Here is an 18,969-nt window from a genome sequence, read left to right on the forward strand (position 1 = left end):
AGGAGCGGAATGATGGGAAACTATCACGTTCCGTTTTGGAGAGCAGTGGAGGAGGCGACTCCTTCACTGACTTTAATTATCCTAAGAAAAGCAATCCCAAATGCGTTTAGCAATGGGATAGAGAGCTGCGTAGTTCAGCCGAGGCGGGTCAATCCGCTCAAAGTAAAAGTGAAAGGGGAGGGACTTGACGCCTCCCACGTCATGTAAGTAATGACTATACTTTTGCCAGCTATGAGATTTTAGATTGGGAATTAAGGTGAGAATCAAGAGGATCGAGCGTGCAAGCATATACACGGGAGTGCGAGCGTCCCGCTCGGTGTATTGTTCTGTGCGTCCCGCTCGCAGGTCGTAAAAACCCTTTTTACTTTCATGGAGATGCTCCCTCAGAATCGATACGTACTTGTTAGAAACTGAAACATCAACCCCAAAAATCTAAAATCCAAAATCCAAAATCCAAAATCGTTACACTTTGCCAAATCGGCGGCTGCGCTTCTGATAATCAGACAAAGCGCGGTGAAACTCCGATCGATCAAAATCCGGCCACAGCGTCTCAGTAATGTAAATTTCCGAATAAGCCATTTGCCATAGCAGAAAATTGCTCAACCGCATTTCCCCGCTCGTCCGGATCAGCAAATCCGGGTCACAAACATCAGCAGTATATAAATAACGTTTAAATAAAACCTCATCAATCTCATCTGGCTGCAACTTGCCCTCCTGCACCTGAGTGGCGATCGCCCGACAAGCTTGCACGATCTCCTGACGCCCCCCGTAATTCGTCGCCACCGTAAACAGAATCCCCTGATTTTTCTGAGTTGCCACCACAGAACGCTCGATTTCCCCCTGCAAAGACTTCGGCAAAGCCTGCAAATTCCCCATAAATTGAATTTGCACGTCCTCGTCCACCATCTCCCGCAATTCTTGCCGCAACTTTCCCTCGAACAGACTCATCAAAAAATCCACCTCCCCAGCCGGCCGCCCCCAATTCTCCGTCGAAAAAGCATAGGCTGTTAAAGCTGGAATCCCCCAATCTTTGCAGCAGCGCAGCAGTTCCTTCAAAGTGCTAGCTCCTCGGCGGTGCCCGGCAATCCGCGGCAACCCCTTATTCTTAGCCCAGCGCCCGTTCCCGTCCATAATCACTGCTATGTGCTTAGGCAGTAGTTCTTGTTGCAGATCCTTCGGCAACTTTTCCAAGCAAATTCCTTGACTCATGGTTTCTCCCGATTACCCGACTAACGGCGCAGTATCCGTTTTAACAGCGTCACTCCCTTCAATCCTATCTGGCGTCCGAGATTGCCGATCGGAATTGGAGCCACAGCTCTTTCTCCCTCCGACGGAAACAGCTTTGCTTCCAGCAATTCCTTAAGTTTGCTGCTAGTCAAAGGTCGATTTAAAGTTCCCATCTGCGCCAGAGAAATAGAACCCGTTTCCTCGGATACCACCACGCACACGCAAGCTTGCACCCGTTCCGTAATCCCCATCGCCGCCCGGTGACGGGTTCCCAACTGCCGCGACGCGCTGCGATCGGACAAAGGCAAAATTACCCCCGCCGACACGATCCGCGAACCTCGAATCAAAACAGCTCCGTCGTGCAGCAAAGTTTGCGGCTGAAAGATAGTCTGCAACAATTCCTTAGAAACTTCAGCATTTAGCTTTAATCCCGGCACCGAAAAATCTCGATCGTCGATCGGAGAATCTGTTTCTACAATTAGTAAAGCGCCCGTGCGGTTTTGTGAAAGTTCTTTTACAGCGTCCACAATTTCATCTATTACGCTGTCGGGTTCGGGATTTGGTCGGCGATCTCGTCCAAATAATTGCCGAATTTCCCCCCGACCCAATTGTTCCAGAAATCGGCGAAACTCCGACTGCAATATTACCGCCATTGCCACAGCCGAACCCGTCACCAAGCTGTTGAGGGCAACGTGCAACAGCCTCAATCCAGCCCAGTTGCTCACCGCCGCCGCCAGCATTAAAATGATAAATCCCCGTACCATCCACAGCGTTCTGCGCTCCCCGACAATGACGAGCACCAAATACGCAAGGGCAAAAACCAGTCCAATATCGATCCCTTGAATCAATAAGGACTGAACGAGGCTCAAGTCATAGCCAGATTGTTGATTGTTCATGGTTCATCGAACGCTACCGCCTGTGAACCGCGAACCGTGATGCACTCGAACCCGTGAACCATGAACAGTTGTTATAAGGAATATGCTGAAAATCCCCGTGTTTTTAGACCGGGGAGTGTCAATCCAATCGCGTGACTGAACAAGGCAAAAGTTAAAAGTGGAAAAGCAATCATCACTAAGTAAACATGGATTGTCTTTCTTTTAACTTTTAACTTTTAACTTTTGAGCTCCGAGTCGTTCAGGAAGGCGGTCAAGCCTCAGCAAATCCTGGTAAGTTTCCCGCTGTATAATCGTGTTAACTTCCCCATTTCTCACCAAAACCGCTGCCGGTCTGGGTACTCGGTTGTAGTTAGAAGCCATGCTGTAATTGTATGCCCCTGTAGCTGTAACGACGAGGACATCTCCGGCATGACACTTTGGCAACTTAGCATCTTTTATCAGAATATCGCCTGATTCGCAGTGTTTGCCAGCAACTGTCACTGTTTCCGTTAAGGGAGCAGACATTTTACCGGCTGCGAGGACTCGATAAACTGATTGATAGGTAATAGGACGCGGATTGTCGGACATCCCTCCATCTACAGCTAAATACGTCCGCATTCCCGGAATGACTTTTTGAGAGCCAACGGTATAAGCAGTGACGCAGGCTGTACCGACGAGCGATCGACCCGGTTCGCAAAGCAATTTTGGTAATGGCAATTGCTGCCGCTCGCAAGCTGCTACCACTGCGGAGCAAATTGTACGAGCCCAATCTTCAATGCTGGGAGGATCGTCCGCTTCAGTATAGCGAATGCCCAACCCGCCGCCAATATTAATTTCTGTCGCTGGCAAACCATAACTAAGTGCTTTTGTCAATGCCTGAACTATGACTTCGGCTAAATCGTCATGGGGTTGCAGTTCAAAAATCTGAGAGCCGATGTGAGCGTGCACTCCTACGCAAAATAAGGACGGCTGTTGGCTGATGAAAGTAAATACTCGATCGAGCGAGTTGGGATCGAAGCCAAATTTACTGTCGATTTGACCCGTCTGAATGTACTCGTGGGTGTGACACTCAATTCCAGGAGTAAACCGCACCATAACTCGTGTCGGCCCACCTGTGAGGCTGCTGACACCCAATTCTCCCAACTCTGCTAAAGTCTCTAAATCCCGCCAATTGTCGGCTACGGTAATGCAGCCGCTTTCGACAGCTAGCTGGAGTTCCTCGCGGGACTTGTTGTTACCGTGGAAGTAAATTTTGTCGGGATTCACACCAGCTTTTAGTGCTGTGTGGATTTCTCCGGCGGATACGACATCTATGCCTAAACCTTCCGAAGCTGCGATCGCGCAAACTGCCAAACAACTCCAAGCTTTAGAAGCATAGAGCACTTGAGATGCGCCCGGATAGTAACGCCCGAAAGCATCCCGGTACTGGACGCAAGCCGCCCGCAGCGTTTCTTCGTCTAAAATGTACAACGGCGAGCCAAATTGCTCCACCAAGGCTGTCACCTCGCAGCCTCCGATTTCCAACCGATCGCTGCTGTTAACACTGGCTGTCAGCGGTAACAGTTCTTGATTTGGCGATCGATTTTGCAGGGCTTGTTGAGACTCAGACAGATACTTAAGTCCCGATTCCACCCCGAAAGATTGAGTTGATACCATCGCGCAATAACTATCCTAGGTTATTAGTCAGCAGTCATTAATCAGCAGTCATTAATCAGCAGTCATTAATCAGCAGTCATTGGTCGTTGGCAGTAGACTAATGTCTGGAGACTTTTGAATTATGACTCAGGACTAGCAACAAACAGCTAATCTTACTGTGTTTTCCAGTGTACAATTTACAGCCGTGCGTTTTCTACAAATTAAACATCTCGCCGCCGAACACCTCAACAGTGCAGTCGAACTCGATCGGCTCTGTTTTGGCGGACTGTGGACGATCGAAGGCTACAGACGCGAGTTAGACAGTCCTAACAGTGATTTACTGGGTTTGTGGGCATCGGAAACCGAGGTCGGCAAATCAGAAATATTCGACAGCGAATTCGAGTCGATCGAACCCAACACCATTTTCAACTCAAAACCGCTCAGTGTTGAGAGTTCCTCGCCAGTACCTCTCAACTCAATTACCCCAACTCTCATCGGTTTGGGTTGTCTGTGGGCAATTTTAGAAGAAGCTCACATTACAATTTTGGCAATTCAGCCTCGCTTTCAAGGTCAGGGTTTAGGACAAGCTCTGCTTTGGGCTTTACTAAAAAAGGCTCACTACAGACAATTAGAACGGGCAACCTTAGAAGTGCGGGAATCTAATTTAGCCGCCGTGTCTCTGTACAAAAAATTTGGTTTTAAAGAGGCAGGACGGCGGAAACGTTACTACGAAGATACCGGAGAAGATGCTCTGGTAATGTGGCGCAGCGGTCTGGAAAAACCAGAATTTCAGCAATATTTGGCGGTTGAGAAAGTGCAGATGCGCGATCGGCTGCATCAGAAAAACTGGCATTTGGCGATCGATAGTTTTGAGTTTTGAATGTAATTTATTGCGCGTTTAAGTTGTATTGACGAATAATTTTACTCCATATCAATTTAGTTCAAAATCCTCATAGCGAATCAACCTCAGCTTTTGACGAAACATCTGCCTGCCGGGCCATACTTACCGCTTTGCTTCGCGCTTCGATAATTTGACCGATCTCGCGCCCCAAGCTTGGTTGACGTTCAATCATCGTATTTACAGCATCTGAGTAAATAACAAGAACTTGCAAATCGTCAGCGGCGACAACCGATACCGGACTCGGTTCCCCACTAAACAGTGCCATCTCGCCAAAAAACTCACCGCTCAAGATAGTCATTACCTCCAACTCCATGCCAAACTTGTTTGTGACTGTGACCTTAGCCTGACCCGCAATGATAATGTACAAAGCATTACCAGGCTCGCCCTGCCGGATGACTTTCTCACCCGCACCAAATTTCTGCAAAATAGTTCCCTTAGTTAAGTCATCTAAATTTTTCGCCTCTCTAGCTAAAGGCATAAATCCGGGAATTGAGTGCAGGCTTTGGGCTAACTTACTTGAAGCGCTATCTGCCTTATCAGCAGCTTCCACAGCATACTCGTATCGGTAGCGATATAGCGTCAGGTTGTTTCGCTGCGCTGCGTACCACACTCGTGTCATAAATCGATCGAGTATCTGCTCCACATCCTCAAAGTTTTCGATAAAAAACTCCACCTCATAGATAATTGCAGTCTCATCATAGGATGTGGTTTTGCTCCCTGGTTCTGGTTCCGCTAATATCCCCTGTGTAGCCAAAGCTGTACTTTGTAGTACCTGCTTCACGAGGTTAGGGGGGCTATCGTAGGAAAAGCCAATATTGATACGTTGGTTGTAAATGCGTTCTGGTTGGCTGTAATTATGGATGATTTCTTTTCCAATGAACTGATGGGGAACGATAATCACCTCGCGCTGGAGAGTTAGCAGGCGAACAGAGCGCCAATTGATATCAACTACCTGACCTTCAAGTTCTCCAATTCGCAACCAATCACCCACACTGAAGGGGCGTTCCAGAAGCAGCGCAATGCCAGACATGATACTGCCCAATGTGTCCTGAAGCGCCAAACCAATCACGATCGAGCTAACGCCCAATCCGGTAGCAAGACCCGCCAAATCTGCACCCCACACCACCGCCAGTACGATCGCGCTTCCTACAAGCACCAAAAACAACCTAGAAAGATCGACCAGCAGTTTGGGCATCCGTCCCCGCCATGTATTTGCCTCAGCTTCTTCAAATAAAATCACATTAAACAGCGAAAGAGAGGCGTAGATAACAGATATCCAGAACAGCGTTTCGACGAGCTTTGGAAAATTACCGTTAACGTCAAGCTTCAGGACATTCCTGATTAAAACCATCAGTATTAAGACGGGCAGGACGAGGTTTTTCACAACCCGCAACGTAGCTGCCAGGGGTCTACCGCGCCTTTGTAGATGATAGATAACCTCTCCTAGTAAAACGACTAGGAGTGGGAACCCTAATCCTACAATTACCGCCCAGGTGTACCAGTCGTTTGAAAAGCTTAAATTACTCATAGACCTCTTCCTCTCGACGAAGACTTACTGATTGTTGGGAACTTTTGATTTGCCAAGCCACTAGCTTTTCTTTTCCAGGTTCTTGAATTTCACCAACCCGCTCAAAATCGTAGAGATCGTGCAGGCGATCGCAGATGTTTTGAGAAACTAAGATTGCTCCTACAGGACAAGCAGATTTCATCCTATTGGCAATATTAACGGTATCGCCCCAAACGTCGTAGAGCAATTTATTTTTGCCAATCACGCCGGCAACCACATCTCCTGAATTGATGCCGAGCCGCAGGTCTAGATGCAAGCCTTTTTCATAATTAAATCGGCGGACAAATGACAGCATTTCCAAAGCAAAATCTACCGTGCGTTTGTCATGATCCAGACGCGGCACACTAAGCCCGCATACAGCCATGTAACCGTCACCAATAGTTTTAATCTTCTCCAAACCGTATTTATCTGTCATTTCATCGAACCCAGTTACCAGTTCATTGAGCAGGGCAACAACTTCTTGAGGGGACATTGATTGAGAAAGCTTGGTGAATCGATGGAGGTCGGAAAACAAGACCGAGACATTAGAAATCTGATCGGCAATTTCTCTATCGCCCCGTTTAAGGCGTTTGGCTATTGCCACACTAAATATACTTAAGACTAATGATTCATTTTCGCGATTTTTCTGTTCGATTAGTTGAGTTTCGGCGCGAATGCTGTCTATCGTTTTGTTAAATGATTCAGCTAACTCTCCAAATTCATCTTGCGAACCAGATTTGACAACGGCATCAATTTCTCCAGCCCCCACCTCGTGAGCGCTTTTGATTAAAGTATTGATGGGTCTGACAAAGATTGCACTCAGCCACATGGCAACAAGCGTGATTAGCGTGATGATTAAAGTAGCCCCAATCAAAACTGTTTTTTCAAACGAGTGAATTGAGGCATAGGCTTCAGAAACATCTATCTCCGCCAAGATAACCCACCTCAATCCATCAATCTCTAGTGGAGCATAAGAACTCAAAACCGGAATATTACGATAATCTTTGATAACCTGCGTTCCCTGTTTTCCAAACAACGCTTCCTTCACTGCTTTTGTTTGCACTTCCTGTAGGAGGATTGTAGTATTAAATTCTTGGATTTTCTTGATGGTCTTTTCATCAGTACCGATCGAGCGTAGAGTTTTTGCATGACCTTCTAGGTCTTCAATCTGGAAACGAGACGCAGAGCGCATTAGATAATCCGACCCAACCAGATAAGTTTCTCCTGAATCGCCCAGACCATTTTGTTTCCAATTTTTGTTACCAGTCATCACATTGTTAATTTTGTCAACGGGAAGCTGGAACGCCAAAATACCAATGAATTGGGAACCGTTAAAGATTGGGGCAGCGATAAAAGCCGCAGGGGCACCGTAGGAAGGGGTGTAGGGCTTAAAATCTACTATTTTTACATAGCCCGTTCCCTTAGCGTTTCGTGCCGCGGCGATCGCGGATGCTAGGTTACTCTCGTTGTAGGGGCCGTTGGTTAAGTTTGTGGTAAAGTCGGCTTCTTTAAAAACCGTGTAGACAACAGTTCCTTCGGGATCGATCAAAAACATATCGTAGTAACCGTATTTTTCAACTATATTGCGAAAAATAGGGTGGTAGCGGGCGTGAATGCGGCTGTAAGCGCTGGCATCGCCTGGATTGTCAAGGAGAAGTTTCTTGCCAACGGGGTTGGGGTTAGCAGCGATGTAGTGGTACTGCAAGTAACGGGCCGCGGCTGTTTTTGGCGTGTAGGATGCGAGAACGGGCGAACCCTCGTTAGTTCGCGTTAGTTTGGGTATAAATTGTGTCTGGTAGTAGGTATCAATTTTTTTGTCAAAATCCGCTGGTACTGTTGATTCTTCAAGTTGGCGGTAAGCTGTATTGAACTCCTGCATGGCGCCGACGACTGTTAGGTCTTCGCTTAAAGTCTCGCTATGGTGGTAAAGGTTTTCAAAATAATCTTGGATTTGATAAGTCTTGGCAGCCCGAAGGCTGGTTAATTGGCTGAAGACTTTTTCGGTCAGAATAGATTTTCCGCTGCTAGAGCATATATACGTGCTCGCAAGCATAGCGCAAAGGCTGACTACCAGCAACATGACTATGAGTTTTGTCTTGATACTTAATTGCTTCAGTAATTGCATAGGATGTTTTTTGATATTCTTTGCCTTATTTTTTTCATGTCTCAGAAATTAAAGAATAATCTCTCACCATTGGTAAGAGCGCATTTCAGTCAGCAAAAGCTTTTATACTGACTGATTCCTAATTCTATCAGTATAAAAGCACAACATAAAAATATTAGCAAAAAATTGGCATCTCTTCCTGGTATTTCGGGAAGGAAAGCAAGTTTTTTTATGAACTAAAAATTAACAATTTCTGGAATTGGACGACAATTTCTGCTGTGTCTAGCTTTTCTTGACTGGTGTAATAATTCCTTAAAAAAACAATCAATTCCTTAAAGTATTTGAGGCTCATTATCCTTCAATAGCTCCTCACGCAGTTGATGGTACGACTTCTCTATAGATGATAAATCAATATCCGCACTAGATTTTCCGTTGTACTCAAAAGGATTGTCAAGATCGTAGACGAGGAACAACAAATACATGAATGACGTAAATAGAAAACCTGAAACAATAAAATTGGTATTAAAATCGTCGGTACGGGTTATTAACAAAGCACTGCTTGAGGCAATTATCAGAAGATGCAGCAATCCATAGGCGGCTGCCAGAAAGTCGGTATCACGAATCCTTTCAATTCGAGCAATCAGAAGACGGATCTTTCCCTGTTCACCTTGAAGGCGACTTATCGAAGGAATTTCGCAAAACTTTGAGAATTCACCCAGTAATTGATTGAGGTTGGTAACGGCATTCTCCACTCTGATGAATGGCTGACCCTGTTTCAAACAGAGTAGGACTGATTTGAGGATCTCAGCTAACCCTTCTGTAAGTGGGGTTGGATCGTAGTCGGGCTTACGGGCTGCAATGAACAAATTAGTATCTTGAATCGTTTCAACTGCATTCACAATCTGGCTTGGCATATCTTCACTGGTACGGTAATCATTCAGCGTCCCGTTCAGCATAAACGCCAAGATGAACGTTACCGCCGCCAACAGAGAACCTACCTGACTATCGAACTTACCAAATTCCCACTGCATCTGATGAGCGATCCATTTGGCCAAGCAAAATAGTGCTGTTAGGGGAAGAACTTTGAGTAAGATTGACCACTTTGACAGATCGGTAAATTTTCTGAGATTCATTACGTTTATCCTTGATGAAAGATGTGTTTTTGGCGATGAACGGGTGCGATCGCTTACCTCTGCCAATTTTAGTATTAATGGAGAAGCCGATCGCGCTACCATTTAGATTAAATCCAGAGAGGGTCGTCCTACGCCAACATGATGGAGGAACTCAACGGCGATTGTAGAGTCACAGCTAGAGCCACCGTTGCTCATCGCTAGAAGTTTTCCGGCATTTTTGTACACCGCGATTGAGACGCTGGAACTATGGTTGCGATCTAACGCTTCAGAAACTTTTTCGGTAATCATCCCTAGTGTAGAGGATATTAAGAGCGAGGTTGCTATCTATTTTTGGTCGCGAGCAGCTTCAATGAAATGATTCAACGTCAACCCTCCCGCGCGATCGCATTTCAGTAAGCCAAAGCTTTTATACTAAAGAGGTCGTCACCCTTTTAGTAGAATAGCAGACAAAAATGTCATCAAAAAACTGACATCAATTTATTGATTCTTGACCCGATCTTCCCGAGACTTATACTTCGAGCCATCAGGCATAATAGCGCCGTCAAGCAAAGCACCGCTCAGGTCAGAACTGCTAACTTTAGCACCTTTTAGATTGGCACCATTGAGGTAGGCACTATTCAAATTAGCACCACTCAAACTAGCATTCTTCAAATTGACGCCGCTCATATTTGCGTTACTTAAGTCCGCACAAATTAAATTAGCGTCACTGAGGTTGGCATTACTGAGATTAACCTGACTCAAGCGAGCAAAACCTAGGTTGGCATGGCTGAGATTAGCACCCCCAAGTTTAGCTTGACTGAGGTTAGCATTATCAAGGTTAGCATGGCTCAAATTTGCATTACTGAGATCGGTATTACTCAAATTGGCTGCACTCAGATTGGCATGAGAGAGATTAATAGCTATTAACTCTGCATCAGTAGAATCCAAACCTCTGAGAGAAACACCATCTTCATTCAAATCTTGAAGTGCCAGAATTCTTGCATAGCTAACTTTTACGCCGTTTGCTGCATCGATCGTACTCCAAGCTTGGTAGTGAAATTGCTTGCGGCGATCGGGAGCTTCCTTAATGAATAAAACTAAAGCAACGACAAGACTGAGAGCATCAGCACTCTCCAAAATCTCTGCCAGCAGAGAATTTTCCGCCGCGTTTACATAAATTATGATGAACAAAACGGCTGAAACGCTAGCCACTAACCAGGCGGGTTGTGTCCAAAAATTATCAATGAATTTTCCTAAAATTCCTTTGAGAACTTCACCCAATCGCCGAACGAATGATTGACCCTGAAATTGCTGATAACTATCAGTTATTTTCGAGAGCATTTTTTGGATAATTTCACCATCCAACTGAATTGGTACTAAAGGCTTTTTCTGTTCCTCGGTTGGTAGCGCGATCGGCTTAGGTTCGTTGAGTAATTGTGTCTTTGATTCTTTTGGCTGATTGTGGGTGACATCTTTTTCATGTGGGACAACCTTTGGTGTAGAAACTGCACCTGCGCCTTTTAACATCAAAGCAGTAATTCTTCTGTAGGCATCTGTCCACGCCAGCTTTACTTCGGGAGTCCAATCTTGCTGGAGAGACTGCTCAAAAGCCATCAGCAGTGCGTCTCCAACTGGACCGTAATACTTGGGAATTACCCCATAGCCGATGTGTCTGCCTCCCAAGGCATTGAGCACTGGCCCTAAAGCCTCGGGAGAGCGGAGATTTTCTACTACCAATACCAAAGCATTTATGAGCTTTTTCTGTTGTTTTTCAATAGCGATATTGGCAAACAGCGGTTTAAACTCTGGGTGAGCGGCGAAGAGGTTTTCGTAGAATCTAGCGGCAAATTCATCAGCACGAGGTTTAATTTTCTCAAAACTGCTTTCCAGTATATCTACGGCGAATTTTGGCTCTTTTTCTGGAATTGATTCTAGTTGGTGATTAGCTGGTACAGTCACCGATTTTTCTGTAATTATCTCTGTTTCTAATTTAACTTTTGCAGGTGAAGAAACTACACCTGCGCCTTTTAACATCAAATCAGTAATTGCTCTGTAGGCATCTGTCCACGCCAGCTTTACTTCGGGAGTCCAATCTTGCTGGAGAGACTGCTCAAAAGCACTCAGTAGTGCTTCTCCAACTGGACTGTAGTATTTAGGAATTACTCCATAACCGATGTGTCTGCCTCCCAAGGCATTTAGAACAGGCTCCAAAGCTTCTGGAGAGCGGATATTTTCTACTACTAAAACCAGAGCCTTAATCAGCTTTTTCTGTTGCTTTGCCATATCAGTTGTAGCAAACAGCGGTTTCAACTCTGGGTGAGTTGTAAACAATTTTTCGTAGAAGCTAGCGGCAAATTCATCAGCACGAGGTTTTATTTTCTCGAAACTTTGCTCTAAAAGTTCAACATTTAAAGACATATTTTTCTTTCTCTCTTGAAAGTTGACGATCCCTTGTCTAAAGACAGAGTTTTTTAACTATCCGGCTGTGATGAATGCTTTTGATAGAGTGTTTGGAACCTGACAGTTTCTTGGCTGACGCCAGGGCGAGATATTACAAATTCAAATTTTCCAACTCTTGCCACAGGGTAGTCATAAACTCCTCTGCATCGTTGATGCCCATTTCTCCTAAAGCTTTCCACTCTTCACTGCTGTAATCTAAATCGAGTCCCATCACATCTTGAGTCCAATAGGGCAAATTAGATGGGTTTTCCATTAGCTCACAGGTGATTTTTAAGATTTCTGTTCCCGTCATCTTTTTTCTAGCCTTGGTTGCCAAGCAAAAGGAGAGCAATTTCGCCAAATTACTCTCTGGTGGAATGGATATTAGAAATGCCATATTTTGTGCTAGTACAAACTTGTCTAACTTCATGGGATATTTTCCTTTTCCTAGTTTTAAGGTACTCACATACAGCATATTCCATGTATATGCGGTACGCACAATCTTGATATCGCCCGTGTCAGGTGCGTCGCCACCTGTCAATCTGCAAGTTTTATCAAATTAGAAGCAGCGACGCACCCTACTGATTAACACCACATAATATAGCTGCTACTGTACTTCATGAACCTGAATATGCTGTAAGTATTTTTTAATGTCGTTCATCATTGCCCCAACTTGCCAAAGCATATTACGGGTCGTTGACTAAATTTCCCCATAACCTACGACCTTCCCAAAACCCTTCGCAAGCGGTATTAAGCTGTCGCGCATTTAAATTGCACGTACTCGGCGGGCGGGACGCCCAACCCCTACTCCCCACTCATTGTTTGATTGTTTTTTGACATACAAGTTAAATGCCGCAACAGCTTATGTCACCATCTTCTTCTGCTGTTGAACAAAGAATTTTAATGGCGTCGGGCAGTTGTATTAGCCAACTCAGATAGCTACCAGCGATGATGTGCCGATAGGGAACAATAGCGTCATGAATACTGCGGTAAGCCCAGTTAGCAAACAGTATTGCTTCTTCGTTGACTTCATCCGAATGCAACATCGAAATTGATACTCTTGCTTCATAGCGTTAACACGTGTTCCCAAGGTTCGACGTAATAAGCTGTTGAACATTTAAAACAGATTGTATGGTGCCGGGCGTCCGAAGTGTTTCCCGTTTAAGCGGAGCGTGTTGGCGGATGACGAACCCGGAACAGCCAAGTTAGTGGTTTAAATGCACAACAGCTTATACTCAACTAGACCTTTCCTAAATTATGCAATAATTTAGATTAACTCGATCGACCCGCTCTCAGGCAAAGTTGATCGATCCGTATTCTTGCAACTATTGTCAATCTACAGTGCCATCAAGTTTCATCCTCAGCTAAAGTAATCAGTCCATCATCTAAACTGAGATTTAACTGCTTATCCAAACTCGGTATTAAATCAATACCAAAGTTTTGATTTTTATCCTGGGCTATGGCGCTAATTCTTACGCCAATACACAATTCATTACGGTTTTGTGCAGCTAATACACAATCAGCGAAAGTCAGCTTGCTAATCTGTTCTTTGGGAAAGTAAAGCGATATTGGCTTGACATACAGTTCGCTACCTTCCGGTGAGAACAAATCACGATATATTGACATTATATCTGGCTCTTGGGATACCTGGGCTAAAATTTTCGACACAAATTGATCGGTGAGGAGAAAGTCTTTTACACCTGCTTTGATTACCAGGTCAGTGTCTTGGGAGTCAATTATTTCTGCAATCAATTCTGTAGTTACTTGGTTTCCTGTGCTGTTTTTATATTCTCTGAAAATTTGCCGGATTTCTAACAAAACCGTGAGGGTTTTAGCATCTATTTCCTCGGCGTTTTCACCTCGACCTGCCAAAATTGAGATACTGTTAAATTCATAAGGTTTTAAAGTTCCCAATTGCTCAACTGACTCCAAATTTACCTGGATAATATTCATCTTGATATCTGGGTATTCTTTGGCAATACTGTCAAATTCTGCTTGCACCTCCTTGGTTAAATCTTGTGTTGCCAAGTTAACCTGTGAACCTGCCACCAAGTATTTAGCATATTCTTTAATAGTAATTGGGGTTTTATTGTTCCAACCAATCACAAGGTGTTTTTCAGGTTTGCGTTCTAAAGATTTGCTGCGGTAAGCATAACCTTTAATTAATGGTTGCACTACAGGTTCGGGAAAAAACCGGATAGTTGAGTCATCTTCTGCCAGAATTATAATTTCATCTGACTCAGCTAGTTTGTAATTTGTGCTGGCTTTGATTGTCAAGGTGCCATCTGCATGACGCACACCTATTGGTATACCAGTTGAGAAATGAAATGGTAATTCGCCGAAAGTTACACTCTGCCAGCCTTGTTCGGGGCGATAGAAATAGAATTCGTTTCCTTCAAAACCCACTAAGTTTAAATATACTGCTGCTAGTCCTACACTCCGGGATGTTTGAACTAAAATTCGAGCTAAAATATCCGCTTCATTCAGAGTAATTATGGCTCCAGGAGCAATGTTTTCAGCGAGGCGACGATATTGTTCTAAGTGTAATTCTACGACAATTACTGGCAAGGAGTCTTCCTGATTAGCTGCCATCACTGCCAGGATAGCTTTGACTACCCGTGCATCAGATAAAGTTTTAAACTCTTCGGAATCTGAGGCTTTGGCATCATTCAAAATTATCACTGATTTAGCAACTTTGATTCCCACCTTATCTAGATCGCTTAAATTTGTGATTGAGCCATTGCGAGTCACCAATCGTGTCTTTTGGGTTTTGCCTACATTATCCCGAAGAAAATCATCCATTTCCTCTTTTTGTTTTTTAGACAGAAAAACAATTACTGCGTCATCTTCCGATTCATTAGCAACTACTAATTCTTGAATAATGTCTACAATTCTATCTGTAAACCCCAAAATTAAAGTATGGTTTTCTTCTACTACTATACTTTTTCCTTTACGCAGGGACTGAAGTTTTGATTCAAATTCTTGAGTGATGAAAGCAACTAGACTAGAGAATAGTACCAAGCCGATAAAAATTGTGAATACACCCACAACCTTAGTTGCAAAATTGGCATTATCTCCTGTGTCTCTTAGGCCTATTAGCTGAACAAATACGTCCCAAGGAAAATCGGAGTTATCTTCTATACCTTGATTTGGAAACCACCATTCTGCCAGGTAACGTGCAATTGTCATCACAACAAAAGCACCAAAAAATGCTAACAGTAATGCCAGAAAGACTGAAAACCCTCCCTTCGACATAAAGTTGTCGAACTTATACTCTAGGCGCTTTTGCCGAGAAACTTGATTTTGAGAGAATTTTTTCATTTTGCTTGTCAAATTTATCACTGATCTTTTGTTGATTTATCAACTTATGTTTTGGGTTTATGTTCGTCGAATTTTACCATACTTATAAAAATTAAGTAATTAAGATATGGCTGAGTCTGGGAACGAGAAACGAGTAAATGGAACCAGTCAGGGGTCTGATTTCAAATCCGGTTGATCGGCCACACAATGAAGTGGCAGGGGATATGGGGCATGGGGCATGAGGTATCAGGGAAGTGAGTGCAATAAGCCGGATTTGATATGACCCCTGATTCGCTAATATCATCTTACAAGGGAAGGGGAGTGTTGAAAATGCGGCCAGAGGTCTATTTAAATTCACATCTTGCACCAATCTCGCTTAACAGGCTTTCGGGCCTGTTCCACAAAAGATGAATTTTCTTGTGGGGCGGGCAGGAGATCCCGCCTTTGAAAGGCTGATTGACAATCATGCAAGATGTCAGTTTAAACCGATTGTGTCAGGTGAGGGAAAGAATGTGATATTTATGCAAATTCCACAAATACGGTGCTGCGGGCAAACTCCTCATCCTCCGGCGAAAAGTATGGAGTTCGCGATCGACCAGCGCGGGGTCAAAACGGTATGTCTCCTGGGAACGAGCAATCGATGAAGAGACGGTGTTGTTTAACTTCCAGAAGAAGAGACTGTTGGCGAATTTGCAGGGGGTGTTACCCCTGACATTTAGAACGAAGCATTTGCGTTCGCTATGGGCAGTCAACAGCTATACGGTCAATTAGAAATTTAACCCCTCACCCATAAAATTAGGGGTGAGGGGTTAAGCCCCTTGTTAATTGACCAACAGTCTCACAATCAATTAGACAAATATGACTGACGCAAATGCCAGACGATCTCACGCCGCATTTCGCTCAGAATCCGCTGTCCCCGTTCACAATGTTCCAACTTGATGTCATCGACATAGAACCGCACCAGCGTGTCTCGCGTGTAATCTCCTTTCAGGTCATCGATCCAGATTTTGGGGTCTTGCCATTCATTGCGCGAACTCTTGAAGTTTTCTCGCAACCATTCGCGAAAGCGTTCTACCAGATCGTCTAATCGCGTGTCTAACCCTTTGGGATTACTGATTGCCCAGAACAGCTTGTTGACTTTGATCTTCAACAACTCAATCTTCTGTTCCCACTCTTGCTTCAACGCTTGCTGGTCTTCTTGAAATAGGTCAGGGTCTTTCAACCAGTACTGATACCAACGGCGTATCAGCCCAATCAACGTACTATCGGATACTGTTCCCGTAGCTTCACCCATCGAGCGTCTGCGACGGTCATGTCGATCGGACTTTTTTGATTCCAGTCCAATCTTTTGACAAAGTTCTATATAGTATGCTTGCACTGTTCGCCGCTCCTCTACATCTAATCCGCCCTTTTCTAATTGGGAGATGAGATCGGCTAGGTGCGCCAAACCCTTTTCAATCTCAGCTAGTACAGTATTCACCTTAGACTCAGCTAACAAGCGTTGCCGTCCCGCCTCTCGCTTCTGTTGCGATTTTACCCCGGGTAAAGAGTAGCCATAAAACTGGTCAACTAATTCTAACTTCTTGTCTATTTCGCCCATAGTATCGGGGTGCGCCAGCACGACTCTTTCAATCATGGAGATGGCTAGAGCCGGGGCAACATCTGCTTTGATGGGAATGGAGATCGTGTAGTAGTAATGATTGGTCGGACGGCTGAGGTTAATAATTTCCTGCCCTTCAAACGCGCCATTGGGGATGTAAATCTGTGAGTGCGTGTCAATGAGATACAGTTCGGTTAATCGCAGCCCAATGTGTTTGATCACGCCTCTTCTACCGTTGGCTAGCTCAATCACATCCCCAAAGCGAAACGGTGTATCGATGAGCAAGACTAACCCACTGAAGAAGTTTGCCAGAATGTCTTTTAGGGCAAAGCCCAAGATAAAACTGATTCCTCCGATGGCAACTAACACACCTTGGATGTCAACACCGAATGCCTGGAGAAACAGCAGTCCACCCACCAAGTAAACAATTACAGGGAGAACATTTTGTAGGATGGGAGTCAGAACATCATCCCACATTGCCTCCGATCGTGCGGCATACTGGCTAAAAGCATAAGTCACAACCTCGGTGAGCAATTGAACCGCCCAAAAGGCGGCGACAAGGACAAGAAAAGCGGTCAAGCCTCGTTGGAACCAAGTAATGTAAATTGTAGGAGCGACAAATAGCGCCTGCAATGCCAGCTTGAAACCGATCGCGAACACAATGAGTGTCAGCGGCGTTTGTGAGACGTTGAGTGCAACTAACGCCAGGTCGGAGGTAAATTGACGGAAAACCCTCCGCAAAATACCAAACAGTAGGTAGAGAACAATAACGACTACACCAAGAATGCCGAAGTTAAATAAAAATGCACTCCATCCTGGAGCAGAAAAAATGGCTAACAGAAACGTAGAACTGCTGATCGTCGTCATTTGGAAACCGGCTCCATAGATCCGTAAAGTATGTAAAAAATGGTGCTTGACATAGTATTAGATAGGTGTTAATTAATGAAAGGGACGATCTTTCAAAAAGAGAACTATAAAAAAACTAAAACAAGCATTTAGCTCCGGGATTTGCTAGAGAAGACTTCTCGATCGCCGCGAAGCACAGTTGCTTCAGGGCAAATCATAATTTTTTCTGTTTTATATTTGTTTCACCCCTGATGAATGAATCCAATAAAACGACGATGGCGATCGCCTCATTATTTGTCGGTGTAGTCGCCATATCTTTTGGCTCTATCTTCATTAGATGGAGTGAAGCTGAACTCAGCCCCAATGCTACAATATTTAATCGCTTTTGGCTAGGTAGTGTCGTCTTCGGGCTGTGGCAAGGATACAAGGCGATACGTCAGAGACTTTCTGGTGACAAACCCGTTCAACAGCATTCATACACCAGTCAGGAGCTTTTGCTATTGCTGGGTGCTGGGACTTTTTTTGCTGCCACCTTAGCCTTTGTCGCTTGGTCGCTGACTCAAACCAGCGTCGCTATCTCGACAATCCTACATAATCTCACCCCCATATTTACCAGCTTAGGAGCGTGGTTGTTATTCGGTCAAGGCTTTAACCGCCAATTTCTCATTGGGATGGTCGTTGCCATTGGGGGAGCGATCGCCATTGAAATCGAGCAGATACAACAAATCGCCACTGGTGAGGTCACAGGAGGCATAGCTGCGATCGTCTCTGCGGTTTTTATGGGTGCATACCTGCTGGTGGTAGAACAACTGAGAACCAAATTTGACCCGATCACAATTCAGTTGTGGGTTTGTGCGATCGCGACCCTATCCATCTTGCCCATGCTTGTGTTCGCTGGAGATCGGATTTTTCCTTCTTCAGTGAATGGGTGGCTGTTCGTCATTTTTCTCGCCCTCGTCTGCCAAGTTTTAGGTCAGGGACTTTTAACATATAGCGTTGCTGGCTTGTCCTCAGTGGTTGTCTCTTTAGTACATTTGTTAGAGCCTGTATTTAGCAGCATTTTGGCTTGGGCAATATTTTGGGAAAAATTAAGTGTCTCGAATTGGGTAGGTTTTGCCCTAGTTCTCATCGGTCTATACATAGCCGTATCTAGCCAAGCTGCTGTTCATCTCCCACAAAATCGCCTAGAGAGCGGGTAGTCATTCGATTTTAGATTTTGGATTTTGGATTTTGGATTGACCCCACGGATCGAGTCGGGGGCTTGAGGATTTTAGATTTTGGATTGATTCCACGGTTCGATCGCGTGGCGGGTACCATGAAGAAATTCTCGGTCACCATTACTGTTTGTTTCAACGGTAAGCAAGTGAAAAAGACTTGGCTCAAA

At 44.7% G+C, this 18,969-nt stretch carries 15 protein-coding genes; 4 read left to right on the plus strand and 11 right to left on the minus strand.

Annotated features, from left to right (window positions below):
* Nucleotides 1-207: hypothetical protein (locus QUA56_RS15745; RefSeq protein WP_333359138.1), on the plus strand; the 207-nt coding region annotated here is incomplete at its 5' end.
* A gap of 255 nt (nucleotides 208-462) precedes the next feature.
* On the opposite strand, the gene QUA56_RS15750 is transcribed toward QUA56_RS15745, so the two are convergent.
* From QUA56_RS15750 to lysA, 3 genes are all read right to left on the minus strand, one after another.
* Nucleotides 463-1,209: an isoprenyl transferase gene (locus QUA56_RS15750; protein ID WP_333359140.1), complete on the minus strand. Its 747-nt coding sequence runs from the start codon at nucleotides 1,207-1,209 to the stop codon at nucleotides 463-465.
* Nucleotides 1,210-1,229: 20 nt separating this feature from the next.
* Nucleotides 1,230-2,123, minus strand: coding sequence for a diadenylate cyclase CdaA (gene cdaA, locus QUA56_RS15755; RefSeq protein WP_333359142.1), 894 nt, complete (start codon nucleotides 2,121-2,123; stop codon nucleotides 1,230-1,232).
* 201 nt (nucleotides 2,124-2,324) lie between these two features.
* Nucleotides 2,325-3,758, minus strand: a complete 1,434-nt coding sequence (gene lysA / locus QUA56_RS15760) for a diaminopimelate decarboxylase (protein WP_333359144.1) — start codon at nucleotides 3,756-3,758, stop codon at nucleotides 2,325-2,327.
* Between the two features lie 184 nt (nucleotides 3,759-3,942).
* On the opposite strand from lysA, the gene rimI reads away from it, so the two are divergent.
* Nucleotides 3,943-4,617 carry a ribosomal protein S18-alanine N-acetyltransferase gene (rimI, locus tag QUA56_RS15765; protein ID WP_333359146.1) on the plus strand — a complete coding sequence of 225 codons (675 nt, stop codon included), beginning with the start codon at nucleotides 3,943-3,945 and terminating at the stop codon, nucleotides 4,615-4,617.
* A 70-nt stretch (nucleotides 4,618-4,687) separates the two neighbouring features.
* On the opposite strand, the gene QUA56_RS15770 is transcribed toward rimI, so the two are convergent.
* The 3 genes from QUA56_RS15770 to QUA56_RS15780 form a co-directional block, all read right to left on the minus strand.
* A complete protein-coding gene (locus QUA56_RS15770) occupies nucleotides 4,688-6,166 on the minus strand; it encodes a mechanosensitive ion channel family protein (RefSeq protein WP_333359148.1) in 1,479 nt (492 codons plus the stop codon).
* Complete coding sequence (locus tag QUA56_RS15775) at nucleotides 6,159-8,309, minus strand: adenylate/guanylate cyclase domain-containing protein (protein ID WP_333359150.1); 2,151 nt, start codon at nucleotides 8,307-8,309, stop codon at nucleotides 6,159-6,161. Before QUA56_RS15775 ends, QUA56_RS15770 begins: the two co-directional genes overlap by 8 nt.
* Before the next feature lie 311 nt (nucleotides 8,310-8,620).
* A complete protein-coding gene (locus QUA56_RS15780; protein WP_333359152.1) occupies nucleotides 8,621-9,421 on the minus strand; it encodes a hypothetical protein in 801 nt (266 codons plus the stop codon).
* A 14-nt stretch (nucleotides 9,422-9,435) separates the two neighbouring features.
* Here QUA56_RS15780 and QUA56_RS15785 point away from each other — a divergent pair, with 14 nt between their 5' ends.
* Nucleotides 9,436-9,588, plus strand: coding sequence for a hypothetical protein (locus tag QUA56_RS15785; RefSeq protein WP_333359154.1), 153 nt, complete (start codon nucleotides 9,436-9,438; stop codon nucleotides 9,586-9,588).
* Nucleotides 9,589-9,898: 310 nt separating this feature from the next.
* On the opposite strand, the gene QUA56_RS15790 is transcribed toward QUA56_RS15785, so the two are convergent.
* The 5 genes from QUA56_RS15790 to QUA56_RS15810 all read right to left on the minus strand — a co-directional run bounded on the left by QUA56_RS15790 (nucleotide 9,899) and on the right by QUA56_RS15810 (nucleotide 17,606).
* On the minus strand, nucleotides 9,899-11,818 hold the full coding sequence (locus QUA56_RS15790; RefSeq protein ID WP_333359156.1) for a globin domain-containing protein: 1,920 nt from the start codon (nucleotides 11,816-11,818) through the stop codon (nucleotides 9,899-9,901).
* A 133-nt stretch (nucleotides 11,819-11,951) separates the two neighbouring features.
* Nucleotides 11,952-12,380 carry a hypothetical protein gene (locus QUA56_RS15795; RefSeq protein WP_333359158.1) on the minus strand — a complete coding sequence of 143 codons (429 nt, stop codon included), beginning with the start codon at nucleotides 12,378-12,380 and terminating at the stop codon, nucleotides 11,952-11,954.
* A gap of 304 nt (nucleotides 12,381-12,684) precedes the next feature.
* Nucleotides 12,685-12,885 (minus strand): hypothetical protein, encoded by a 201-nt coding sequence (locus QUA56_RS15800; protein ID WP_333359160.1) that lies wholly within the window; start codon nucleotides 12,883-12,885, stop codon nucleotides 12,685-12,687.
* A 301-nt stretch (nucleotides 12,886-13,186) separates the two neighbouring features.
* Nucleotides 13,187-15,160, minus strand: a complete 1,974-nt coding sequence (locus tag QUA56_RS15805) for a CASTOR/POLLUX-related putative ion channel (protein WP_333359162.1) — start codon at nucleotides 15,158-15,160, stop codon at nucleotides 13,187-13,189.
* 823 nt (nucleotides 15,161-15,983) lie between these two features.
* The gene (locus tag QUA56_RS15810; protein ID WP_333359164.1) at nucleotides 15,984-17,606 is read right to left on the minus strand and encodes a mechanosensitive ion channel family protein; all 1,623 of its coding nucleotides are present in this window, start codon (nucleotides 17,604-17,606) and stop codon (nucleotides 15,984-15,986) included.
* A 230-nt stretch (nucleotides 17,607-17,836) separates the two neighbouring features.
* Between QUA56_RS15810 and QUA56_RS15815 the strand changes: the two genes are divergently transcribed.
* The gene (locus QUA56_RS15815; RefSeq protein ID WP_333359167.1) at nucleotides 17,837-18,784 is read left to right on the plus strand and encodes a DMT family transporter; all 948 of its coding nucleotides are present in this window, start codon (nucleotides 17,837-17,839) and stop codon (nucleotides 18,782-18,784) included.
* Nucleotides 18,785-18,969: the final 185 nt, after the last annotated feature.

Origin of the sequence: Microcoleus sp. N3A4 (genome assembly GCF_036701805.1) — a bacterium.
In the GTDB taxonomy this organism is placed as follows: Bacteria; Cyanobacteriota; Cyanobacteriia; order Cyanobacteriales; family Microcoleaceae; genus Microcoleus.